23 protein-coding genes are annotated in these 21,570 nt (G+C 73.7%); 8 read left to right on the top strand and 15 right to left on the bottom strand.

Translation table 11 applies throughout. The features are described 5' to 3' along the window. The first annotated feature begins 129 nt into the window (after positions 1–129). Both HQQ78_RS16335 and HQQ78_RS05600 read left to right on the top strand, forming a co-directional pair. Entirely contained in the window at positions 130–1,494 is a 1,365-nt protein-coding gene (locus HQQ78_RS16335) for a peptidoglycan DD-metalloendopeptidase family protein (RefSeq protein WP_148053639.1), read from the top strand. Between the two features lie 28 nt (positions 1,495–1,522). Continuing rightward, the gene (locus HQQ78_RS05600) at positions 1,523–2,047 is read left to right on the top strand and encodes a GNAT family N-acetyltransferase (RefSeq protein ID WP_371740363.1); all 525 of its coding nucleotides are present in this window, start codon (positions 1,523–1,525) and stop codon (positions 2,045–2,047) included. Between the two features lie 166 nt (positions 2,048–2,213). Here HQQ78_RS05600 and HQQ78_RS05595 read toward each other — a convergent pair whose 3' ends face one another. After that, the gene (locus HQQ78_RS05595) at positions 2,214–2,951 is read right to left on the bottom strand and encodes a trypsin-like serine protease (RefSeq protein WP_123570571.1); all 738 of its coding nucleotides are present in this window, start codon (positions 2,949–2,951) and stop codon (positions 2,214–2,216) included. A gap of 221 nt (positions 2,952–3,172) precedes the next feature. Between HQQ78_RS05595 and HQQ78_RS05590 the strand changes: the two genes are divergently transcribed. Then, the gene (locus HQQ78_RS05590) at positions 3,173–3,532 is read left to right on the top strand and encodes a hypothetical protein (RefSeq protein ID WP_056046678.1); all 360 of its coding nucleotides are present in this window, start codon (positions 3,173–3,175) and stop codon (positions 3,530–3,532) included. Between the two features lie 36 nt (positions 3,533–3,568). Here HQQ78_RS05590 and HQQ78_RS05585 read toward each other — a convergent pair whose 3' ends face one another. From HQQ78_RS05585 to HQQ78_RS05570, 4 genes are all read right to left on the bottom strand, one after another. Beyond that, complete coding sequence (locus HQQ78_RS05585; RefSeq protein WP_173151463.1) at positions 3,569–4,555, bottom strand: hypothetical protein; 987 nt, start codon at positions 4,553–4,555, stop codon at positions 3,569–3,571. 67 nt (positions 4,556–4,622) lie between these two features. Next, positions 4,623–5,504, bottom strand: coding sequence for a DNA/RNA non-specific endonuclease (locus HQQ78_RS05580; RefSeq protein ID WP_173151461.1), 882 nt, complete (start codon positions 5,502–5,504; stop codon positions 4,623–4,625). A 125-nt stretch (positions 5,505–5,629) separates the two neighbouring features. Next, positions 5,630–6,304: a PadR family transcriptional regulator gene (locus tag HQQ78_RS05575; protein ID WP_173151459.1), complete on the bottom strand. Its 675-nt coding sequence runs from the start codon at positions 6,302–6,304 to the stop codon at positions 5,630–5,632. A 165-nt stretch (positions 6,305–6,469) separates the two neighbouring features. Next, the gene (locus HQQ78_RS05570) at positions 6,470–7,393 is read right to left on the bottom strand and encodes a CoA ester lyase (protein WP_173151457.1); all 924 of its coding nucleotides are present in this window, start codon (positions 7,391–7,393) and stop codon (positions 6,470–6,472) included. Between the two features lie 167 nt (positions 7,394–7,560). On the opposite strand from HQQ78_RS05570, the gene HQQ78_RS05565 reads away from it, so the two are divergent. From HQQ78_RS05565 to HQQ78_RS05555, 3 genes are all read left to right on the top strand, one after another. After that, entirely contained in the window at positions 7,561–9,057 is a 1,497-nt protein-coding gene (locus tag HQQ78_RS05565) for a CvpA family protein (RefSeq protein WP_173151456.1), read from the top strand. Positions 9,058–9,164: 107 nt separating this feature from the next. Continuing rightward, on the top strand, positions 9,165–9,884 hold the full coding sequence (locus HQQ78_RS05560; RefSeq protein ID WP_173151454.1) for a hypothetical protein: 720 nt from the start codon (positions 9,165–9,167) through the stop codon (positions 9,882–9,884). 212 nt (positions 9,885–10,096) lie between these two features. Beyond that, the gene (locus HQQ78_RS05555; RefSeq protein WP_173151451.1) at positions 10,097–11,377 is read left to right on the top strand and encodes an Nramp family divalent metal transporter; all 1,281 of its coding nucleotides are present in this window, start codon (positions 10,097–10,099) and stop codon (positions 11,375–11,377) included. Between the two features lie 99 nt (positions 11,378–11,476). Here the strand turns inward: HQQ78_RS05555 and HQQ78_RS05550 are convergent, their stop codons facing one another. Beyond that, positions 11,477–12,586, bottom strand: a complete 1,110-nt coding sequence (locus tag HQQ78_RS05550; protein WP_173151441.1) for an alpha/beta fold hydrolase — start codon at positions 12,584–12,586, stop codon at positions 11,477–11,479. Positions 12,587–12,723: 137 nt separating this feature from the next. Here HQQ78_RS05550 and HQQ78_RS05545 point away from each other — a divergent pair, with 137 nt between their 5' ends. Next, entirely contained in the window at positions 12,724–13,434 is a 711-nt protein-coding gene (locus HQQ78_RS05545) for an SRPBCC domain-containing protein (RefSeq protein ID WP_173151439.1), read from the top strand. 60 nt (positions 13,435–13,494) lie between these two features. Here the strand turns inward: HQQ78_RS05545 and HQQ78_RS05540 are convergent, their stop codons facing one another. Next, positions 13,495–14,031 (bottom strand): DUF1990 family protein, encoded by a 537-nt coding sequence (locus tag HQQ78_RS05540; RefSeq protein ID WP_173151437.1) that lies wholly within the window; start codon positions 14,029–14,031, stop codon positions 13,495–13,497. A 48-nt stretch (positions 14,032–14,079) separates the two neighbouring features. Between HQQ78_RS05540 and HQQ78_RS05535 the strand changes: the two genes are divergently transcribed. After that, a complete protein-coding gene (locus HQQ78_RS05535; RefSeq protein WP_173151435.1) occupies positions 14,080–14,697 on the top strand; it encodes an alpha/beta hydrolase in 618 nt (205 codons plus the stop codon). A gap of 11 nt (positions 14,698–14,708) precedes the next feature. Here HQQ78_RS05535 and HQQ78_RS05530 read toward each other — a convergent pair whose 3' ends face one another. The 8 genes from HQQ78_RS05530 to HQQ78_RS05495 form a co-directional block, all read right to left on the bottom strand. Then, complete coding sequence (locus HQQ78_RS05530; protein ID WP_173151427.1) at positions 14,709–16,010, bottom strand: hypothetical protein; 1,302 nt, start codon at positions 16,008–16,010, stop codon at positions 14,709–14,711. Next, entirely contained in the window at positions 16,007–16,738 is a 732-nt protein-coding gene (locus HQQ78_RS05525) for an ABC transporter ATP-binding protein (RefSeq protein ID WP_056046659.1), read from the bottom strand. The genes HQQ78_RS05530 and HQQ78_RS05525 overlap by 4 nt, the downstream gene beginning before the upstream one ends. A 116-nt stretch (positions 16,739–16,854) precedes the next feature. Then, positions 16,855–18,141, bottom strand: coding sequence for a M18 family aminopeptidase (locus tag HQQ78_RS05520; protein WP_173151425.1), 1,287 nt, complete (start codon positions 18,139–18,141; stop codon positions 16,855–16,857). Positions 18,142–18,246: 105 nt separating this feature from the next. Beyond that, positions 18,247–18,621: a hypothetical protein gene (locus HQQ78_RS05515; protein WP_173151423.1), complete on the bottom strand. Its 375-nt coding sequence runs from the start codon at positions 18,619–18,621 to the stop codon at positions 18,247–18,249. 89 nt (positions 18,622–18,710) lie between these two features. Continuing rightward, positions 18,711–19,688 (bottom strand): DNA-3-methyladenine glycosylase 2, encoded by a 978-nt coding sequence (locus tag HQQ78_RS16330; RefSeq protein WP_173151421.1) that lies wholly within the window; start codon positions 19,686–19,688, stop codon positions 18,711–18,713. Further along, positions 19,685–20,341 (bottom strand): DNA-3-methyladenine glycosylase I, encoded by a 657-nt coding sequence (locus HQQ78_RS05505; protein ID WP_371740401.1) that lies wholly within the window; start codon positions 20,339–20,341, stop codon positions 19,685–19,687. Before HQQ78_RS05505 ends, HQQ78_RS16330 begins: the two co-directional genes overlap by 4 nt. A gap of 44 nt (positions 20,342–20,385) precedes the next feature. Then, positions 20,386–21,012, bottom strand: a complete 627-nt coding sequence (locus tag HQQ78_RS05500; protein ID WP_173151419.1) for a methylated-DNA--[protein]-cysteine S-methyltransferase — start codon at positions 21,010–21,012, stop codon at positions 20,386–20,388. After that, positions 21,009–21,569: a sigma-70 family RNA polymerase sigma factor gene (locus tag HQQ78_RS05495; protein ID WP_173151417.1), complete on the bottom strand. Its 561-nt coding sequence runs from the start codon at positions 21,567–21,569 to the stop codon at positions 21,009–21,011. The genes HQQ78_RS05500 and HQQ78_RS05495 overlap by 4 nt, the downstream gene beginning before the upstream one ends. Between the last annotated feature and the right edge of the window lies 1 nt (position 21,570).

The raw sequence follows: 21,570 nt of genomic DNA, 5'->3' as shown, positions 1-21,570 counted from the left end.
GAGAAACCCTGAGGTGCGGGTTTACCCTTCCCGGTTCCGCCCGTAGGCTGAGCGGGTTCCCCACCCCCGACGACCGTCGATCCGGCGCGTCCAGCGGGCTCAGGACCGACCACAGATAGGTGCTCCTCCGTGACTTCGCCCGTGTCCCTGCCCCGCCGTCAGGGCGTCGCCGCCGCCGTGGCGACGGTGCTGCTCAGCCTCACGCTCGTCGCGTCGGGCGCGGTGCTCGGGGGCTCGCCCGCACAGGCCGCCTCGTACCCGACGTGGGACGACGTCCAGGCGGCCCGGTCGAGCGAGTCGGCGAAGGCTTCCGAGGTCAGCCGCATCCAGGGGCTGCTCGACCAGCTCGCGAGCGACGCCACCACCGCCCAGGCCGAGGCCGAACGTCTCGGTGCCGAGTTCGAGCAGGCCCAGGCCGACGCCGACGCCGGTGCCGCCAAGCTCGCCGAACTGCAGTCGCAGGCCGACGAGAAGGCTGCGGTGGCCGACGCCAGCGAACAGCGCGCCGGTCAGGTCTCGGCCCAGCTCGCCCGCACCGGTGGCGGTGACGTCTCGTCGCAGCTCGTGGGCGACACCGAGCAGGCCGACGACCTGCTGTACCGCCTCGGCGCGATGAGCAAGCTCACCGAGCAGACCGACGGCATCCGTCAGCAGGCCGTGAACGACCGCAACGTGGCCCAGTCGCTGTCCGACCAGGCCAAGGTCGCCTCGGACGCGCTCGTGAAGTTGCAGGGAGCCGCCCAGGTCTCGATGGACGAGGCCCAGGCCGCGTCCGACGCGGCCGCGGCCGCCGTCGCCGCCCAGCAGGAGAACGAGTCGCGCCTCCAGGGCCAGCTCGCCGTGCTGCAAGACCAGAGCCTGCAGACCGAGGCCGACTACGCCACCGGCGTCGAGGTCGCGCGTCAGGCCGAAGAGGCCCGCAAGGCCGCCGCCGCCGCCGAGGCCGCCCGCCAGGCCGAGGCGCTCCGTCAGCAGCGCGCCGCGGCTGCCGCGGCCGCCGCTGCCCGGCCCTCGACGCCCTCCGCACCCGCGCCCGCCCCGTCCGCCGGCGGCGGTTCGTCCGGCGGTGGCGGTGCCTCGAGCGGCTCGGGCTGGGTGCGCCCCAGCGCCGGGTACATGTCGAGCGGCTACGGCATGCGCGTGAACCCCGTGACCGGCGTGTACCGCATGCACGACGGCATCGACCTGGCCCCCGGCTGCAACAGCCCGATCTACGCGGCGACCTCCGGGACGGTCACCTTCGCGGGCCTGACCGGCGGCTACGGCAACTACATCCAGGTCAGCCACGGCGGCGGCGTCTCGACCGCGTACGGCCACATCGTCAACGGGGGCATCAAGGTGTCCCGCGGGCAGAGCGTCGTCGCGGGCCAGTTGATCGCGCTCGTCGGTTCGACCGGCAACTCGACCGGCTGCCACCTCCACTTCGAGACCCGCGTCGGCGGCGCCTCGACCAACCCCGTGCCGTTCATGGCCGCGCGGGGCGTGCGACTTTAGGCACCCCACGAGGGGGCAGAATCGTCTGGTGACGAACACCGCTCCCTCTGCCCTGCCCCCGCTGCATCTCGAACGCGTCGCCTTCGACGATCCCCGTGCCGTCGCGCTGCGCGACGCCATGGACGCCGAGATGACCGTCCGCTACCACCGCGACGTCGTCGAACCCGTCGAGGTCGTCGAGGCCCGGAACGCCGCCCTCACGGTGCACCCGTCGAACGTGCTGGCCACCGTGCTGGTGGTCGTCGACGACGGTGCCGACGGCGGCACGCCCGTCGGCCACGCCCTCGTGCAGAGCCGGGACGGCGAATGGGAGGTCAAGCGGGTGATCGTCGCGGACGGTCAGCGTGGCCGCGGCATCGGCCGGCTGCTGATGGCCGAGCTCGAGGCGGCCGCCCGAGAGGGCGGTGCCCGCCGACTCATCCTGCAGACCGGGGACCGTCAGCCCGACGCCGTCGCCCTCTACGAGAAGATCGGCTTCACCCGCATCCCGACCTACGAGCCCTACGTCACGACCATCCCGCAGTCGATCTGCTTCGAGAAGCCGATCGCCTGACGTCCGGCGGCCGACGCCCCCGAGGAGGCGCGGGTCAACGCGACGACGGAGGCGCGCCCCGGTCGCGTGACCGGGGCGCGCCTCCTGCGTTCCGTGGGTGGGCGCGTCCGTACGGGCCTTGCGTCCGAGGCCGCCCGTCGCCGGCGGACCCGGCCGAGGTCGCGGACTAGAGGCCGGCGGTCGAGCGGATCCAGGTCGCGCTCTGCGACAGCACGGCGTAGTTCGAGCCGGCGCGGGTGTTCGCGCCCGGGTCGGCCTCGTCGCCGGTGGAGCAGACGGCCACGATCTGGCCGCCCACGATCAGGGGGCCACCCGAGTCGCCGTGGTTCGCCGCGCCGGTGGTGCCGGTCAGGTGCTGTGCGGCCCCGCCGTAGGCGTCGGTGCTGCGGCCGGTCAGGCCCACCGTCGCCTGGTACAGGCCGTCGGACTGCACCGAGTTCGCTCGCAGGCCGTAGCCCATGATCGTGCCGCTGCCCGACGACGTCGCCTGGAACCCGAGGTTCAGCGTCGGGTAGCTGCCGAGCGCCTTCGACTGGCCGAGGTGCACGAGCGCGATGTCGCCCGCGGGGGCGGCGGCGACGCGGTCGACGGCGATCGCGGTGCCCGGGTTCGTCGTGCTGTTCGAGTGGTACACCTGCATCGAGGTGACGCCGTCGATGCAGTGGCGGGCGGTCAGCACCCAGCTGGCGTTGATCTGCTCGCCGGTGCAGGCGTAGCTGGCGGTGCCGCCGGTCCGGAAGACCAGCTGCACGGCCCACGGCGTCGTGGGAGCCTTCTCGCCGCCGACGACGTCCGTCGACCGGATGGTGTCGACGGGCCCGGCGGCGACGGCCGAGGTCGAGACCCCGAGCGATCCGACGACGAGGGCTGCGGCGGTGAGGGCGGCGGCGACGGAGGTCTTCATGTGGTTCCCCTTGGTTCGTGTGGTGCGTGTCGGGTGGTGCCTGCCGGGCGGTCCGGTGATCGACCGACCGGGTGGATCGGACACGTGCCGCCTGGGTCGAGCTTCCGCCTGGCCCTCGTTCGGGGGCAAGTCGGCACTCTGGCCGACTTGACGGCTTGTGTTGCGCGTGGCAACAGCGCCGGTGCTCGCGAGGGGTGGGGGCGGACGGGTAGCGTGTGCGGGTGATCACGCGACGAGACGCCGCCCTGCGACTGGACATCCCGCTCGAGATGGCCAAGCGCCACGGCCTGCCGCCGAAGATGACGGTCGACGAACTCGTCGCGATCGAGCGGACGCCGCCGGCCTGGCTGGTGCAGTCCCGGGCGAACCGCACGGGCAAGCCGGTCTGGGTCGAACTGGAGTGCGTCGTCTGCGGCTACCACGAGGCGGCCCGCCCCAAGAAGTGGTGGCCCGAGTACACCTACCTCAGCTGCGACGACCACGGTGCGGACGAGTTGCCCGAGCCCGAGCCGGGCGTCGTGCGCGCCGAGGTCGACGGCGTCGGCACCCGCTTCGTCGCCATCGTCGACGTCGCCCCCTGACCCGACTGCCTGCCCGGGAGGCGCGCGCCGCGTCGGTCAGACCGTGTACTGCACCGAGACGGGCGGCTCGAGCCCGGCGAGCAGGTGCACGTACGCCTGGCGGGCGTCCTCGACGAGCAGTTGCCGCTGGATGTGTTGGTCGTGCCAGTCGACCAGGTCGTCGGGCGTGACGTCGTCGACGTCGTCGGCGACGAGGTAGGTGAACGCGTAGGCGCTGCCGCCGTCGTCGAGGGTGCGACGGTAACCGAGGGTCTGACGGCTCAGGGCGTCGACGAAGACCTCCCAGCCGGGGTCGCTCGCGTCCGGCAGGGTGACGTCGACCACGGGGTGGGCGGCGCCGACGGCGGGGGAGGCGAGTCTCGTCCCGAGGGTGGCCGTCCGCATCGTCGTGGCGGCGGGCCCGGCCGCCGAGAGGTCGACCGGGTCGGAGTGGTGGGGCACCGGACGGCCCCCGACCGGGCCCGAGGCGGGCGAACCCGCGGCCGCAGGGGCTGCCGCCCGGGCCGCAGCGGCGGCGCCGGCCAGCGAGGCCTCGGGAGAGCTCGTGTCGACGCCTCGGACCACGTCGTGGTCGACCCGGGCGACGGCACGCGCGAGGGCGCCGTCGAACAGCTGCAACCGCCGCGCCGTCGCCCGCAACCATGCCTCGAGGGCGTCTCGTTCGTCGGACGAGAAGGGCTCGGGCTCGAAGGAGTGCACGGCGAACGACGCTGCCTCGACCGACCACTCCCACGCGAGCACGACGCGGAGGAGTGCCGACCGTCGGGGCATCAGAGCGAGCGTCCCCTGGCGCAGCCCGGGTGAGAAGTGCAGTTCGGGTTCGTCGAGCAGGTGCCGGACGCCGGAGGCCGCACCGGTCGAGGTGGTCGGCACCAAGAAGTCCACCCGGACCTCTCGCCAGGGTGTGGCCCGCACGGGTGGGGCGTCCTCGTCGCGCAGGACCGTCAGGCTGCGCGGCATCTCGGGCGGCAGGGGTGACGGGGCGTCTGTGGGGTCGACGGGATCTCGGTCGTTCGGTGCCATGGCCCGAGAATGCTGGCACGGCCCGATGCGAGCCGCCTGGACGAGCCGGGGTCGCGTCGCCTGGCGGTCAGAACGACAGCTGGTCGACCGACGTCAGCGGCACCCACCCCGCGCGGATGCCGTCCGGCGGCTCGATCGTGGGCACGGGCCGGAGCGTGTCGGCCTCGGCGAGTTGGGCGAGGTCGAAACCGGTCATCTCGGCGATGTCGCGGACGGGCACCTGGTAGGTGCGGTACGGCCCGAGGGGCGGCGGGTCGCCCTGCTCGTGCGCGCGGGCGAAGGCCGCCTCGAGGTCGACGCCGTCGAGTTCGGGGGACTGGTCGAGCAGGTACGCCGCGCTGCGCAACGAACCGCCGTCGGAGGTCGTCCAGGCCGCGACCTTGAAGAACCGACGGGGCAGGCGGATGCCGCGGTAGGGCGCGTCGTCGTCGAGCAGCACGGGCGCCGTGAAGACCGTCAGCCGCTGCCGATGCGTGGAGGCGTAATGCAGCACCTGGTCCTCGAGGCCGAGCCACAGTTCTTTCGACTGGTTGAACTCGGCGGCCTGGGGTGCGGCGTTGGTGAAGCTGAAGGTGTCGACGTTCGCCGCGGCCGCGACGGCTCGCTCGCCCCAGACCGGGTCGCGCCGACGCACGAGGTGCCCCCGGTCGAGGTCGTTCGAGGCGTACACCTCGGGACCCGTCTGTTCGTCGTCGGGCACGCGCTCGTCGAGGTGCCAGTCGTCGCCCCGGCCGAGGTCGACCAGCGACGACCCGTCGATGTTGACGGCCGTCAGGGCGGCCAACCGCCGGACGGGGTCGAGCAGCACCGTGAAGTGGACGTAGGGCAGCTCGCGGACGGTGGCGTGGACGGCCGGCAGGGGCACGTCGACCGTGAGGAAGGACGGGTCGTACCCCGCCTGCGCGAGGTCGGCGGTGCTCGCGGTGGTGGGGTCGTCTGCGGTGCTCATGTGCGCCTCCGGCGGGGTCGTCGTGCTCGTGGCCCCATCATGCCGACGGCCCCCGACATCGGTCCGGCCGCCACCGGCGGACGGCCCGCCGGGGCTCGGTCGGCCGAGCCCCGGCCCGCCGGGGCTCAGTCGGCCAGGATCGTGTAGAGCGCGCGGCGTGCCTCGTCGAGCTTGGCGGTGGCGGCGGCCCGCTGGGCGTCGCTGCCGTCGTGGTGGAACTGCTTGACGACGCCCATGAGCTTCATGAGGCTGGTCTGGAACTCGCGGTCGGTGTCGCTCGCGTCGTCCGCCGTGGCGGCCCAGGCCTTCTCGATCTCGTCGGCGTGTTCGGCCACGTGGGCCCGGCCCGCGTCGGTCAGCGTGAAGACGCTCTTGGTCGCGGTCTCGTCGGACGAGATGAGCTCTTCGTCGACGAGTTGCTGCAGCGTGGGGTAGACCGAGCCGGGGCTGGGCTTCCACGTGCCGTCGGTGCGCTCGGCGATCGCCTTGATCAGGCCGTAGCCGTTCGACGGGGCGTCGGACAGCAGCGAGAGGATCGCGAGGCGCACGTCGCCGCGTCGTGCCCGGCCGCGTCCTCCGCGGCCCGGTCCGAAGCCGCCGGGACCGAAGCCCGGGCCGCCGGGGCCGAAACCGGGGCCGAAGCCGCCGAAGCCCGGACCGGGGCGGAACCCGCGGCCGAACGGACGGCCGAAGCGGCCGTGACCCTCGCCGCGGCCGATCGGGTCGTGTCGGGCGTCGGGGGAGTCGTGGTGCCGGCGACGGGGGTCGCCGTGGTTCTCGGGGGTGAAGTCGGTACCCATGGGGTACTCCTCTCGGGTCGGGGGGAAGAGATCGAGGTCGCGACGTCCTGTCGCGATGTGTAAAAGATATGTCGTTGACTATCGTCTGTCAACGGTCTGCCAGATATCCGGGCAAAAAAAAAGGAGGCGCGTCCCGGGTGGGACGCGCCTCCTTCCGTCGAGCCGTCAGTTCGCGGCTTGCACCCCGAACGCCGAGGCGAGCTTCTCGATCTTCTGGGCCCGGCCCAGGCGGGGCAGGTCGCTGCCGTCGCGGATGACCCGGCCGCGTCCCTCGAAGTCGGCGAGGAAGTCCTGGGCCCAGGCGACGTCGGACGGCGTGGGGCTGATGACCTCGTTGATCACGGGCAGCTGCTCGACGTCGAGGCAGAGCTTGCCGGTGAGGCCGAGGGCGACCGCGACCCCGGACTGCTCGCGCAGGACGGGGTGGCTGCTGCCCACCGTCGGGCCGTCGATCGGGCCGGGCAGCCCGCCGATGCGGCTCGCCACGACGAGGCGGGAGCGGGGGTAGGCCATGGCCAGGTCGTCGGCGCTCGTGCCGGTGTCGCGGCGGTAGTCGCCGCTTCCGAACGCGAGGCGGAACGCCCCGCGGGCCTTGGCGATGGCGGGGCTCTCCTCGATGCCGAGGGCCGACTCGACGAGCGCGAGCACCGGCACCGCGCCTCCGAGCCGGTCGAAGGTCTCGGTGACGTGTTCGGGCGCCTCGGTCTTGGCGAGCATGACGCCGTGCAGTCCGGGCAGGCCCATCAGGGCGTCGACGTCGTCGGACCAGAAGTCCGTCGAGCGGTCGTTGATGCGCACCCAGGCCTCGCCGCCGCCCGTGAGCCAGGCGACGACGTCGTCGCGTGCGGCTGGCTTGCGGGCGGGGTCGACCGCGTCCTCGATGTCGAGGACGATCTGGTCGGCGCGGGACGCCTGGGCCGAGTCGAAACGGTCGGGGGCGGTGCCCGGCACGAGCAGCCACGAACGGGCGATGTCGGCCTTCGGTCGCGTGCGGGCGGCCGCCGCGGCCCGGCGGCCCGTCGCCGCGGAGTCGGTCGCGCCGGGGGCCGTCGCGGTCGGGTCGGAGGGGGTCTGGCTGGTGTCGGTCATGACGTCGTCGTCCTTCGTCGCTCGGCGGTCCGGTCCACGCTACCGGCTCGTCCGCGCCCGTGAGTCCCGCGGGCGCGGGCGGGGGCTCCCGGCCCGGGGTGCCGTTCGGGCGTAACGTTCAGGCGGATCACAGATCCAGGGAACGACCCCACCGACAGGAGTGAGCCATGACCGACGCGAACGATCCGCGGCGCGACCGCCCCGACCACGAGGGACGCGATCCCCAGTACGGCGACACGAACGACGCCCCGCGGTCCGACGAGACCGGCGAGACGGTCGAGCCGACCGAGGTGCCGTACGGCTCCGAGGTCCCGACCCAGCAGCCCCCGGCCGTCGACTTCGGCGGCGACGCCCCGACGCAGCAGCAGCCCGCCGTCGACTTCGGGTCCGACGCCCCGACGCAGCAGGCCCCCGTCGCCGACGCCGAGGACCGCCCGGTCGTCGCCGAGGCCCCCGCGAACCCCGAGGCGTCCGGCCTGGACGCGCACGAGGCTCCCGCGTCGTCCGACGAGGAGGCGCTGCCCGATTCGGTGCCCGCCGAGTACGTCCCCGGCGACACCGGGCCCGACCAGCACGCCGACGCCGACCCGTCGACCGACGCCGACCGCCGCGACACCGAGGTCCTCTCGGAGTCCGACCGCGACGCGGCCTCGACCGGCCGTCCCACCGAGGCGGTGCCCATGGTGGCGCCGACCGAGCCCGCCCAGCGGGCCTGGTCCGCCTCCTCGGACGGCACGCGCCGTCCGTTGCACGACGACGAGGCCCTCCGTGCGGCCGAGGCCGCCCGTGCCGGCGAGCCCGCCACCGGTGACCGAGGGGACGACACGGCCACCGCGGCGTCCGCGACCGCGGCGACCGGCGCCTCCTCGTCCTCGCACGACGGGTGGGTCGACGACCGCTCGGACGCCGAACGCGACGCCACCGACCGCGCCGCGGCCGAGCGTCAGCCCTCGTTCGGTCAGGACGCCCCCACCGCCGTCGCGCCCACCGCGGCGGCAGCCGGAGGCGCGGCCGCAGGAGCCGCCGCGGGTCGCGACACCGGCTCCCACGCCTACCCCCTCGTCAAGGACTCGGGCATCGACCACGTGTCGGTGCGCCGTGAGCTGCTCGCCCAGCAGAAAGAGGAGTTCGGCGGCATCCGCTTCGGCGCCGGCCTGCTCGGCTGGTTCGCCGCAACGGGCTTCGGCCTCGTCATGATCACGATCTTCGGCGGCGTCCTCGCGGCCTGGGGCGGGGTCGCCTCCGGTTCGACCGCCATGGCCGACCTGCGCAGCTTCACGACCGACAACGCCGACGTGCTCGCGCTGACCTCGGGCATCGTGGTGCTCGCGATCATGTTCTTCGGGTACCTCATCGGTGGCTACACGGCGTCGCGCATCGCCCGCTTCAGCGGCTTCAAGCAGGGGCTCGCGACCTGGCTCTGGGGTCTGGTCATCACGATCGTCCTGGCGATCGTCGTCGGCGTCGTCGGCACCCAGACCGGAGACTCGTCGTCGCCGAACCCGTTCGTGCCCTCGATGGACGACCTGCAGTCGTCGTCCCTCGCCGGTCTCATCGGCCTCGGCCTCGTCGTCGTCCTGAGCTTCGCCGGGGCCGTCCTCGGTGGCCTGCTGGGTCAGCGGTACCACCGCAAGGTCGACCGCTTCTTCTCCGAAGAGGACTGAGCGCCGCGAGGGAGCGTCCCGGCCGGGTCGCCCCCTCGCCCCATCCGACGCGGCCCGGGCGTCGAACACCGATCAATCCCACCGGGCAGCACAGACAAGGACCATTCATGCGCACCCCCTTCCGTTCCTCCCTCGGTCGAGGCGTCCTCGGCGTCGTCGCCACCGGCGCCCTCGTGTTCTCGCTCGCGGCCTGCGCCTCGACCTCGGACTCCGAGAGCAACAACACGGCCCCGACGCACCCCGTCAACCAGACCCGTGAACCCGGCCCCGGCGAGAGCATGCTGCTTGAGGCGTCCATCCCGGATCTGTCGAACGGCGTCGACACGCAGGTCGCCGTGGACGCGTCCTTCGTCGACGCCCTCACGAGCCTGGGCCTGACCCCCGGCGTCGTCGGCACCGCGACCTTCACCGACGGCACCTTCGCCTTCCCCATCACCGGCGGAAACGTCGACTACTACGGCCCCGACAGCGACGTGCGCCCCTACGTCCAGGGCGAGATCGACCACGACGGCTCCGGCCTGTCGCTGACCTCCGCCGACGGCACCGTCGTCGAACTGACCGACTTCCGCATCGACCCGGGTGAGAGCAAGCTCTACGGCACCGTCACCGCCAACGGCACCGTCGCCGCCGAAGACGCCTACCTCTTCAACCTCTACGGTGGCTCGCTGAAGCCCCTCGAGGTCGTCGACGGCAACGCCGTCCTCGAGGGCACCACGGTGCACATCAGCCCCGACGCCGCGTCGCTGCTGAACCAGACCTTCAAGACCGACGCCGTCCAGGACGAGATGCTCGTCGGCGTCGCGAAGATCACCGCCGCCACCGAGTAACACCTCCGCGCGGTCGGTCGACTACACACCGATCACCGACGAACCCCGTTCGCGAAGAAGAACCCCGATCGATCGTGGTTCGTCTTCGGGAACGGGGTTCTCGGCGTTCGGGCGCGGCGTTCGGTGTGCGGGCGCGGCGTGCGGCCCGCGGGCGGGTTACGGAGGCCTCACACCAAGGTTTCGGGACACCGAAATCTTGCTAGGGTCGAGGCATGAGCTCGTCCGACACCCGCCGTGCCGACGCCGACCGACCCCGTGACGGCCGTGCCCCGCAGGTCGTGCACGCCCGACCCCGCGGCACCCTGCTCGGCCCGGCGTTCGTCGCCGCGATCGCGTACGTCGACCCCGGCAACGTCGCCGCCAACCTCACGGCCGGGGCGGCGTACCAGTACACGCTCCTCTGGGTGCTCGTCCTCGCGAACGCCATCGCGGTGCTCGTCCAGTACCTGTCGGCGAAGCTCGGCATCGTCACGGGTCGGTCGCTGCCCGAGGTGATGGGCACGCGCCTCCGTCGTCGGCCCCTCCGGCTGGCGTACTGGGGTCAGGCCGAGCTGGTGGCGGCCGCGACCGACGTCGCCGAGATCATCGGGGGAGCCCTCGCGCTCCAGCTGCTCTTCGGGGTGCCGCTGGTCGTCGGGGGCCTGATCACCGGCCTCGTCTCGCTCGGCCTGCTGCTGCTCACGAGGTACCGCAGCGGGCGAGTCTTCCAGGCCGTCGTCATCGCCCTGCTCGCCGTCCTCACGCTCGGCTTCTGCGCGGGGCTGCTCTTCGCCCCGCCGTCGGCCGGAGGCATGCTCGCCGGTCTCGTGCCCCGCTTCGAGGACAGCACGGCCGTGCTGCTCGCCGCGTCGATGCTCGGCGCGACGGTCATGCCGCACGCGGTCTACCTGCACTCCGCACTCACCCGCGACCACCACGGCGTCGTGGCCGAGGGGGCGGACCGTGCCCGCGTGCTGAAGGCCACCCGGTGGGACGTCGTGCTGGCGTTGCTCGTCGCCGGCGGCGTCAACATCGCCATGCTCGTGCTCGCGGCCTCGACCCTGTCGGGTCAGGACGGCACCGACACGATCCCCGGGGCCCAGCGGGCCATCGCGGCGGCGCTCGGGCCGGTGATCGGCGTCCTGTTCGCCGTCGGCCTCCTCGCGTCGGGTCTGGCGTCCACGTCGATCGGGGCGATGGCGGGCGCCGAGATCATGAAGGGCCTGCTGCACGTGCAGGTGCCGCTCATGGTGCGTCGGGTCGTCACGTTGATCCCGGCCCTCGTGCTGCTCGCGACGGGCATCAGCCCGACGTGGTTGCTCGTGCTCAGCCAGGTCGTGCTGAGCTTCGGCATCGCCTTCGCCCTCGTGCCCCTCGTCGTGGCGACGAGCGACCGGTCGCTCATGGGCACGGGCGTCAACGCCGTCGGGACGCGGATCGCCGGTTGGGTGGCCGTGGTCGTCGTCGTGGCCCTCAACCTCGTGCTGATCGGGCTGACCGTCTCGGGGGCGTGAGGGTCCGGCGGCGAGGCGACCCGCGCCTCCTGCGTTCCCGACCCGACCCGACCCGACCCGACCCGGCCCGGCCCGGCGCGGCCGAGACGAGCCGCACAGTCAGCGGTCCGCGCCGCCGGTGGTGGGTTCGATGTGCGGGCCGTCGTCGGGGTCGGCGCCGGCCGCGGCCTTCTCGGCCTGGCGACGGTCGAAGGCCGCCTGCATCGACTCGGCGTGGTCCGTCTTGGCCTTCGCGAGGGCCTCGTCGTCTCCGCGCATGGTCGCCGCGGTCGAACGCAGGCGCGCCCCCACGGCCTTCACGAAGTCGGCCGGGCTGGGGCTGAAGTCGTCGCTCTCGTCGCCGTCCCCCGCGTCGACGTAGTGGTGCAACTCGACGCCCTCGTCGTGTCGGATCGGCTGCTGGGCGTGCTCGACGCAGAGCTTGGCGACCTCTTCGGCGTGGGCGTGCATGACGGAGTGGGCGGCCCCGGGCATCTCCCACAGGCGGGACGAGCGCAGCAGTTCGCCGACGCGGCGCACCCACTCGCGCGGGGCGACGGCGTCGTGCTCGCCCCGGATGACCAGGGTGTCGGCGGCGATCTGCGGCAGGTGCTGCTCGATCGGGTAGGTCATCATCTTCGGCAGGATGCGGGAGAACCAACGCACCCCGCAGAGCACGTAGGCGCTCAGGGCCAGGAACTTCACCCGGCCGGGCTCGTGCCAGGCGGCCCGGGCGAACCGCACCGCCTGCTCGAGCACGTGACGATGGGCCGGATCGATCACCGGCCCGATCAGCACGACGGTCGACAGGTCGGGTCGGCGCGCGGCGAGGTCGACGACGATCTGCGTGCCCATCGAGTGCCCGACGACGACCGGGTCGTGGAGTCCCAGTTCGTCGATGGCGGTGCCGACGAGGTCGGCGTACTCGCGGATGCTCAGGGCGTGACCCGGGTGCGGCACCCCGGCGAAGCCCGGCAGGTCGAGAGCGTGCACGGGGCCGAACTCGTTGAGGTTCGGCGCGAGGCGCTCGAAGTAGTCGGACGAGACGCCGATGCCCGGCACGAGGACGAACGGACGGTCGCCGGTGTCGCCGATCGTGTTGACCCGCACGTAGAGGTCGCCCCGCTCGACGCGACGCACGGTGACGGTCGTGTCGACGTCCCCCGCTCGCGAGGCGTCGCGGGCGGCCGCACGCCGTGGCGAACCGGCGTGGCGACGTCGAGGGGTCATCGGATCAGTGTGGCACGGTGGGCTCGGAGCCCGGGACGCTGGCGCAGGCGGGGTCCCCGGTGGCAGGCTGACCCCGCCGGGTCCCACCCGCGGCCCACCGCCTCCGACCCACCCGCCTCGACGAGAGAAGAGTCATCGTGCCCGCTGCCGACATCGTCCGGACCGTCACCCTCGCCGCGCCTCCCGCCGTGGTCTTCGACGCCGTCACCACGGGCACCGGCGGGTGGCTCTGGCCCGGCGAGGTCGAACCCCGGGTGGGAGGCGCGGCCGGGCCGGGCGGGGTGGTCACGGCCTGGCGACCGGGTCGCCACTACGCCAACCGCATGGAGGGCGAGGGCGGCTGGTTCAACGAGCTCGACTTCGCCCTCGAGGCAGGCGACGACACCGAGGAGGCGACCCGGCTGACCTACCGGCACTCGAGCGTCTTCGACGAGGGGCAGGTGCCCGGCGTCGAGGAGCACACCGACTTCTACCTGCACACCCTCGCCGAGTACGTCGCGTGGTTCACGGGCCGGGAGGCCACGTTCACGAGCGTCGACGCCCCGGAGTCGTCGCGGGCGGCGGGATCGGCCGCCCGGGTGCTGCAGGCCCTCGACCTGGCCGACGACGTCGAGGTCGGTGACGCCGTCGTGGTCGACCTGCCCGGCGTCGGTCCGGTCGCCGCGGGACTCTCGTACCGCACGGCGTCGTTCGTGGGGCTGCGGACCGCGAGCGCGCTCGTCCGCATCTTCGGGCGGGAGGCCTGGGGGGCCGGGGTGAGCGTCAGCGTCCACGACTTCGCCGACGGGGCCGACGCCGCCGCGACCGGGTCGGCCTGGCAGAGGTGGCTCGACGACCTGTTCTCGTGAGCCGTGCCTCCTCGTCCCCACGGAGGGGTGACCGGGCCGTCCGGTGAGGGCGCGGTGCCGTCAGGCGGAGGCCACGACGACGTCGAGGGCACGGAGGTTGCGCCGCAGGATCAGCGAGAGGGCGAATGCGGACGCCGGCCCGGCGGCCCGCATCCACCACGCGGCGGGGAGCCAGACGACGCGGATGTCGAGGGTGACGCGGTCGTCGTCGTGGTGGTGCACGCGGTAGCTCTCCCAGCCGCGCTGGGGGTGGCCGACCAGGGCGGCGTGTCCGAAGCCGATGTCGGTGGCGGACCGGACGACGGCGAACACCCGGCAGGCGACCGGTGGGTGCACGGGGCCGAGGGTCACGCCCCAGACGCTCGTCGCACCGACGGCCACGCGGACGGGCACCTCGAGGGGCACGAAGCCCGAGCCGCGGTGCACCTGCCAGTGCAGCACGGCGTCCCCTGCGGCCTCGAAGGCGGCCCGGCCGTGGCCGATCACCCGACTGCGCGTCGTCACGTGGAATCCGGTCGGCGGCGGACCGTCGAGGGTGGGCTCACCCTCGAAGGCGTAGCCGTCGCCGAACCGGGCGCGGTACGGGTGTGACGTCATGGGTCGACCCTGCCACGTGAGGACGCCGGGTCGGGGCATGATCGGACCGTGACCGACGCGACCGCCCCGACGCCGACCCCGCCCACGGCCTTCCTGATCTTGCACGGCTGGCAGAACCATCGTCCCGAGGGGCACTGGCAGCGCTGGCTCGCCGGCGAGCTCGAGGCCCGCGGACACGTGGTGCGCTACCCGCAGCTGCCCGACGCCGACGAGCCCACGCCCGCCGCCTGGGACGCCGCGGTGCGACACGAACGGGCCGCCCTGCCCGCGGGCCGTCCGGTGACGGTGCTGTGCCACAGCCTCTCGTGCCTGCTCTGGTTGAGGCTGCAGGCCGGCGTCGCGCCTCCGTCCGCCGACCGGGTCGCGCTGGTCGCGCCTCCGTCGCCCGAGCTGATCGCCGGCCAGCCGATCCACGCGTTCGTGGCCGGGGAGCTGTTCGACGGGCGGCGGCTCGCGCTCGGGGGCGACGCCGAGTCGGTCGTCGTCGCCGGGGACGACGACGAGTGGCTGCCGCTCGGCCCGGTCGACACCTGGGAGGCGCGGGTCGACGCCCCGGTCGTCGTCGTGCCCCGAGGCGGTCACCTCACCCCCGACTCGGGCTACGGCGAGTGGCCGGCGATCCTGGCCTGGGCGCTCGGGGCGCCGGCGGTGGAGGCCTTCGGCTGATCCGCCGCCGGTCACGACCGTCGGCCGAACGAACTGCCCATCAGCAGTGCGACGAGGGCGAGCCCGGAACAGCACAGGGTGACCGGGTTCACGATCACGGCCGCCCACGTGCCGAGGTCGGCCTGGGCGGCCGACAACAGAGGTGAGGCCGAGACCGCTACCACGGCGACGGCGCCAAGGGCCCCGAGAGCCCAGAGCAGGACGGCCTCGAAGGAGGCGATGGCCCGAAGGGTCGCCGGGGCGGCTCCCGCGGCGAGCAGTGCTCGCCCGGTGTCTCGACGGATCGGGGCCGACAGGCTGAAGACGAGTGCACCCGTGACCGCTGCGAGGAGGGCGGGCGCCGTGGCGAGACCGGTCACGGCCGCCCAGTTGATCGTCGTCTCCGACGTGACCAGCGAACCGAACGCACGGAGGGCCTCGTCGCCCGCCAGGAAGACGGCGGCGAGTCCGCCGGGGACGGCGACGCCGACCATCGGCACCGAGATGCCCGCGCCATCGCGGCGGACGCCGTCCGCGACGGCCTGGAAGGCGAGTCGGGGAATGGTCCATCGGGTACCCCGCGCAACCAGACCGAGCCCGGCGGCGGCGAGACGGCAGGCCGCAGGGCCGATCGTGGACGCGGCGACGGAGCCGAGGACGACGAGGAGGAGCGACCAGGGCACCAGCCCGGCCACGTCGTCGTCCCTCATCGAAGTCGACGGCATCAGGGCCAGGAGCACCACGACGGCCGCGACGGGGATCGCGCAACCGAGCACGCGGCCGAGCCTGGCCCGTCGCGGACGCGGCGGGAAGCGGCTCGTCGCACCTACCAGCGCCGGGGTCAGTGACAATGCGACGACGACCGATGTGCCGACGGTGACCAGTGGACCCGTGGTGAGGACGAGGGAACCCCAGGGAGTTGTCAGGGGGTTGAGGGCCGTGGCCGTCACGATCACGATGGCGATACCCCCCGTGGCGGCCGCGACCGTCACGACGGCCGTCTCGAGGGCGATGAGCGCTCGCCCCTGCCACGGCAGGACGCCCAAGGGCACCCAGGCGAGACGGGTCGGGTCGAACTGTGACTGGGTCAGTCGTGACACGGCGGCGAGGCACGTCGTGCCGGCGACGACGGCCATGAACGCCGCGGGAGTCGTCCACGAGCGGACGATGCCTCCGAGGGGGGCGGGCGCACCGCCTGCCGAGTCGACACCCGTCAGGGCGAGGCCGGCGACGACGGTGGTGACCAGGACGACGGCGCCGTAGGCGAACCAGGTGGCCCGATCGGTCGCGAGCATGCGCAGGGAGGCCCCGGCGAGACGAGCGAGGCCGATCATCTTTCGCTCTGGGTGTCGTGCACGGCTCGCATCCGCCGGCGGATGTCCGACGCCGTCGTCGGGGTCAGATGCGTGACGACCTGCCCCTCGGTGATCGCCGCGACGGCGTCGACGCTGGCGGCGAGCTCGAGATCGTGCGTGACCAGCACCGTGCCGCACCCCGCGGCCGCGAGCGCACGGATGCCGTCGACGACGTCGGCGCGGCTCTCGGCGTCGAGGCTCGAGGTCGGTTCGTCCAACGTCGCGAAAGGTGCCCGTTGGGCCAGCACCCGGGCGAAGGCGACCCTCTGCCGCTCGCCGCCGGACAGCTCGTCGGGTCGCCGGTCGGCCAGTCTGGTCAGGCCGAGGTCGGCGAGGGTCGATCGGGCAGTGGATCGCGACTTCGGGATGCGGCGGAGGTCGAGAGCGATCTGCACGTTGTCCAAGGCCGACAACGACGGTACGAGGCCGCCGTCTTGAAGGACGATGCCGAACAGCTCTCGCCGTCGCCGAGCGAGCCGGGAGGGGGACAAGGACGTCAGATCGAGGTCGTCGACGAAGACCTGACCCGAGGAAGGGCGTTGGAGGCCCGTCAGGCAGCGAAGCAGAGAGCTCTTGCCGCTGCCGGATGCTCCCACGAGCGCTGTCGTGGACGATCGGGCGATCTCGAGTGCGGGAGCGGCCACCACCGGTCGGCGCCCGTACCGGATCTCGACATCCGCCAGTCGTAGTCGATTCGCCTCGTGCATCGCACCAAACTACCCTGACATGTCAGACCGTCATGTCACGGCGAACCGCCTCGAGCAGGGCAAAGCAGGGCAGGGCAAAGCAGGGCAGGGCAGGGCCGCGGCCGTCCGCGGCCGACCTACGCGTCCGGCGCGAGGAAAGCGGCGGCGGCGCGTGACAGGTAGGCCGGGTCGTCGGCGCCGCACAACTCGCGGGCCGAGTGCATGCCGAGCAGCGGGATGCCGACGTCGATCGTCCGGATGCCGAGTCGCGTCGCGGTGATCGGTCCGATGGTCGAGCCGCAGGGCACCGAGTTGCTCGAGACGAACTCCTGGAACGGCACACCCGCCTGCTCGCACGCCCGCGACCACTCGGCCGCCCCGAGCCCGTCGGTGGCGTAGCGCTGGTTCGCGTTGATCTTGAGCAGCGGCCCGCGGTTGACGACCGGCTGGTTGACCGGGTCGTGCCGCTCGGGGTAGTTCGGGTGCACCGCGTGCCCGGCGTCCGCGCTCAGGCACCACGACCCGGCGATGGCCCGGCGGTGATCGGTCGTCGTCGCCCCGAGACCGGCCGAGACCCGGGCCAACACGTCCTCGAGCAGCGGCCCGGCTGCACCCGACGGCGTGGCCGAACCGACCTCTTCGTGGTCGAACGCCGCGAACACGGCGACATGGTCGAGTTCGATGCCCGAGGTCGCCGTCTCGACCAGTGCGACGAGACCGGCGTGGGTCGACGACAGGTTGTCCATGCGCCCGGCGGCGAAGAGCTCGCCCGACATCCCCAGGACCGCAGGAGGCGCGGTGTCGGCCACGACCACGTCGTACCCGGTCACGTCGGCTCCGGTCAGCCCGGCCAACCCGGCGAGGTGGCCGAGGACGTCGGCCTCGTCGAGCGGTCCCGCCCCGACCACGGGGTTCAGGTGGCGCTGGGGGTCGAGCTTGAGGCCGTCGGCGTTGACGCCTCGGTCGAGGTGGACGGCGAGCTGCGGGAAGCGCAGCAGCGGCCCGGTGCGCACCAGGTGCGTCTCGCCGCTGCGGGTGACCAGTCGGCCGGCGAACTCGAGGTCGCGGTCGAGCCAGGAGTTGAACAGCGGACCGCCGTAGACCTCGACGCCGGCCTGCAGCCAGCCGCGAGTGCCGGTCGTCGGCTTGGGCTTCAGCTTGAAGCCGGGGGAGTCGGTGTGCGCTCCGACGACGCGGAACGGCGTCGTGGCCGTCGCGGTGGCCGGCTCGATCCAGGCGATGACCGCGCCGTCGCGCACGACGTAGCGACGGCCCGGGCCCGAGGGCCACTCGGCGGTCTCGTCGAGGGCGGTGAACCCGGCGTCGTCGAGCCGGCGGGCGGCCTCGGCCGCGGCGTGGAAGGACGAGGGCGAGGCCTGGATGAAGCGGGCGAAGTCGTCGAGGTGGGGGCGCGTGTCAGTCATCCCCACCAGCATGCACCACCCGGTCGCCGCCGAGACCCCACGAAGTGGCCGAGGCCCCGGCTCACGCACGCGGGTCTCGGCGCCCTCCCGGGGTCTCACTCGGGGTCAGCGGCCGCCGCTGCCGCCGCGGTTCGCGCCGATGTCGCCACGGTGGGCGTTCGCCTCGGGGTCGGCCGAGTGCGAGTCCTCGTCGTCGACGGTCAAGGCGGCGTCCTGCTCGCCCGAGACACCCCCGGGGCTCACGGCGACATAGCCCTCCTCACCCGAGTGGCTGCCGCCGAGCGGCTGCGTGACGTCGCCGTCCGGCGTCGCCTCGCCCGATGCGGCGGACTCGCCCTGCGTGTCGGTCGGGCCCGTGCCGTGGGCGGCCCGGTGCGTCTCGATCGCGGCGGCCTCGACCGCAGCCTGGTCGAGCGCGTCGCCGTGGCCGAGTTCGTCGTCCGGCTCGTGCGGGTCCGGGTTCGTGCGGGCGTCGCTCATCGGGGGGTCCTCTCGTGGTGGGCCTCCGAGGCTAGGCGCACCGCGCCTCCTCGTCCGGTCGTCGTCGTCGGCAGGTGGCGCCGGGCGCCTCACGGCGCGGTCGGCAGCACCGCGGCCCAGAGGTGGAACAGGGCGTAGGCGCGCCAGGGCGACCACGGTGCCCCGGCGACCTCGGCCTCCTTCGTCGTCAGGCCGCCCATCACGCGCCGCAGCACGAGGTCGCCCGCCGGCCAGGCGTCGCGGTCGCCGAGGGCGCGCACGGCCAGGTACTCGACGGTCCACGGGCCGATGCCGGGCACGGCGAGCAGGCGTCGGCGGGCGTCGGCGTGGTCGACGTCGGGGGCGATGACGAGTCCGTCGGCGACGACCTCGGCCAGGGCGTGGATCGTCCGCGCGCGACTGTTCGTCACCCCGACCGCGGCCCGCAGCTCGTCGACGTCGGCGGCCGCCAGGCAGTCGGCGCGGGGGAACCGCGTCAGGCCCGTCCCCGCGACGGGTTCGCCGTGGGCCGCGACGAGCCGCCCGGTGAAGGTGCGCGCCGCGGCGAGCGAGACCTGCTGCCCGAGCACCGTCATCACGGCCGTCTCGAACCCGTCGGGGTTGCCCGTCACGCGGATGCCCGGACGCGCCGCGACGAGCGGCCCGAGCACGGGGTCGTCGGCGAAGCCCCGCTCGACGTCGTCGAGGTCGGTGTCGAGGTCGAGCCACGTCCGCACGACGCGTCGTGCCTCGTCGACCGTCGCCTCCGTCGGCGGCACGCCGTCGGGCCCGGTCACCGTCACGTCGACCCCGGTGGCCGCGAACGACAGGTCGAGACGGTGGGAGGCGCGCTCGGCTCCCGTGCCCAGCTCGACCAGTCGCGCGTGCGTGGCCGCGGCGACGTCGGTGGCTTCGGCTCCCGGCACGCTGTGCGCCGCCAGCAATCCCACGGCGTGCGCGTGGTCCCAGGCGCCGACGGGTTCGACGACGAAGCGCGCGGTCGACCCGTGCGGTACCGCCCCATGCGGTACCGCCCCGACCGGTACCGCCCCGTGCGGTACCGCCCCGTCGGGCGAGTCCGCGGTCACGACCCGGCCGCCCGGGGGCCGCCGTCCGGCACCGGCCGGCCGTCGTCGCCCCACACCCCGGACGACCCGCGGCGGTGGCTGTCGACGAGGTGCGTGTCGACGATGCCCGCGGCCTCCATCAGCGCGTGCATGGTGGTCGGCCCCACGAAGGTGAACCCCTTCGCCTTGAGTGCCCGCGAGAGGGCGAGCGACTCCGGCGACGTCGTCGGCACCTCGGCCATCGTGCGGGGCCGGGGAGTCTCGGCCGGCCGGAACGACCAGACGAAGTCGACCAGGCCGCCGTCGGCCCTCAGGTCGAGCGTCGCCCGCGCGTTGCGGATCGTCGCGTCGACCTTGAGCCGGTTGCGGACGATCCCCGCGTCGGCCATCAGCCGTGCCCGGTCCTCGTCGTCGAAGCGCGCGACGACGTCGGGGTCGAAGCCGGAGAACGCGCTCCGGAACGCCGGACGCTTGCGGAGGATCGTCGCCCACGACAGCCCCGACTGGAACGCCTCGAGGCTCAGCCGCTCGAACAGGCCCCGCTCGTCCCGGACCGGCAGCCCCCACTCGGTGTCGTAGTACTCGCGCAACAGCGGATCGGTCGACGCCCAGACCGGTCGGGCCAGCCCGTCGTCACCGACCACGACGCCCGCGCCCGCCACGTCCGACGGCACCGCTCCCGGGCCGGCCGCCGTCACGCCGGAGGTCACCGCGTCGCTCACGCCCCCGCCTCGAGGTCGATGAGGATCTGCTTGGCCGCCATGCCCCCACGGTAGTTGCCCGAGGTCCCGTCGCTCCGCACCACCCGGTGGCAGGGGACGACGAGCGGCAGGGGGTTGGTGGCGCAGGCCGTGCCGACGGCCCGCACCGCGCGAGGACTGCCCGAGGCCAGCGCCACCGCGGCGTAGCTCGTCGTCGACCCGTAGCCGATGTCGGGCAGGTGCTCGAGCACCGTCCGCTGGAACCCCGTCGACAGGCGCCGGTCGAGCGGCAGGTCGAACGCGCGGCGCTCGCCGCGGAAGTACTCGTCGAGCTCGCGTGCCACGGTGTCGAGCCGTGACGGCGCCTCGACGATGCGCGGGCTGACCGTCGAGGCGAGGCGGTCGAGCACCGTGTCGTGCCCCTCGATCTCGAAGGCCACCCGCAGCACGCCCACGTCGGTGGCGCAGAGCAGCAGGAGGCCGACGGGGGAGTCGAGGGTGCGGTAGGCCACGTCGACCGCCCCGACGCCGAGGGCGGTCTCGGCGAAGCGGGCGTGCAGCGCGGCGAGTCGCTCGTCGGTCGGGTCGAGGCTGGTCAACAGGTCGCCGGGGTCGGTCGACGCGTCGATGGGGGAGGCGGTCATCGGGTGCCCTTCGGCTCGGGGGAGGCGGACGGGACGGAGGCGCGGTCGGCGGCCCGGTCGGAGGCGTCAGCCGGTCGGGGCGTCGCCGGCTCCGCGAGCAGCCGCCGCAGCGCCGCGATGCCGTCCGCGGACGCACGCCGGGCCGCGTCCGCGCTGATGCCGGTCAGCTCGGCCACCTCGCGGTGCGAGAGCCCGACGAGGTGGTGGTAGACCACGGCACGCCGCTGGCCCGGCGGCAGGGTGCGCAGCGCCCCGTCGAGCTCGTCCGCGCGCGCGACGGTCTCGTCGTGAGGAGGCGCGGGCGGCGGTTCGGGCACCGTCTCGACCGGGCGGGGGCGACGCTCCCGTGCCCGCAGCACGTCGATCGCCTTGCGGTGCGCGATGGTCACCAGCCACGCCTCGAGGTTCGTCGACGCGGGGAGCGACGGATACGCGACGAGGGCCGCCACGAACGTCTCGCTCCAGGCGTCGTCGGTGTCGTGCTCGTCGAGCACGGCCCGGCAGACGCGCCAGACCGTGCGACCGTGCCGGGCGACCACGCGCTCGAAGGGTTCCACG

It is taken from the genome of Frigoribacterium sp. VKM Ac-2859, assembly GCF_013204925.1.
In the GTDB taxonomy this organism is placed as follows: Bacteria; Actinomycetota; Actinomycetes; order Actinomycetales; family Microbacteriaceae; genus Frigoribacterium.
Note: the sequence above shows the minus strand (reverse complement) of the source record. Positions and strands in the feature narration are given on the sequence as shown.

Coding starts and splice junctions, on each gene's coding strand:
- HQQ78_RS05565 (WP_173151456.1), top strand. CDS start 7,561: ATGACCGACGCGAACGATCCGCGGCGCGACCGCCCCGACCACGAGGGA.
- HQQ78_RS05575 (WP_173151459.1), bottom strand. CDS start 6,304: ATGGGTACCGACTTCACCCCCGAGAACCACGGCGACCCCCGTCGCCGG.
- HQQ78_RS05595 (WP_123570571.1), bottom strand. CDS start 2,951: ATGAAGACCTCCGTCGCCGCCGCCCTCACCGCCGCAGCCCTCGTCGTC.
- HQQ78_RS05585 (WP_173151463.1), bottom strand. CDS start 4,555: ATGGCACCGAACGACCGAGATCCCGTCGACCCCACAGACGCCCCGTCA.
- HQQ78_RS05555 (WP_173151451.1), top strand. CDS start 10,097: ATGAGCTCGTCCGACACCCGCCGTGCCGACGCCGACCGACCCCGTGAC.
- HQQ78_RS05550 (WP_173151441.1), bottom strand. CDS start 12,586: ATGACCCCTCGACGTCGCCACGCCGGTTCGCCACGGCGTGCGGCCGCC.
- HQQ78_RS05540 (WP_173151437.1), bottom strand. CDS start 14,031: ATGACGTCACACCCGTACCGCGCCCGGTTCGGCGACGGCTACGCCTTC.
- HQQ78_RS05530 (WP_173151427.1), bottom strand. CDS start 16,010: ATGATCGGCCTCGCTCGTCTCGCCGGGGCCTCCCTGCGCATGCTCGCG.
- HQQ78_RS05520 (WP_173151425.1), bottom strand. CDS start 18,141: ATGACTGACACGCGCCCCCACCTCGACGACTTCGCCCGCTTCATCCAG.
- HQQ78_RS05570 (WP_173151457.1), bottom strand. CDS start 7,393: ATGACCGACACCAGCCAGACCCCCTCCGACCCGACCGCGACGGCCCCC.
- HQQ78_RS05525 (WP_056046659.1), bottom strand. CDS start 16,738: ATGCACGAGGCGAATCGACTACGACTGGCGGATGTCGAGATCCGGTAC.
- HQQ78_RS05580 (WP_173151461.1), bottom strand. CDS start 5,504: ATGAGCACCGCAGACGACCCCACCACCGCGAGCACCGCCGACCTCGCG.
- HQQ78_RS05560 (WP_173151454.1), top strand. CDS start 9,165: ATGCGCACCCCCTTCCGTTCCTCCCTCGGTCGAGGCGTCCTCGGCGTC.
- HQQ78_RS05515 (WP_173151423.1), bottom strand. CDS start 18,621: ATGAGCGACGCCCGCACGAACCCGGACCCGCACGAGCCGGACGACGAA.
- HQQ78_RS05500 (WP_173151419.1), bottom strand. CDS start 21,012: ATGACCGCCTCCCCCATCGACGCGTCGACCGACCCCGGCGACCTGTTG.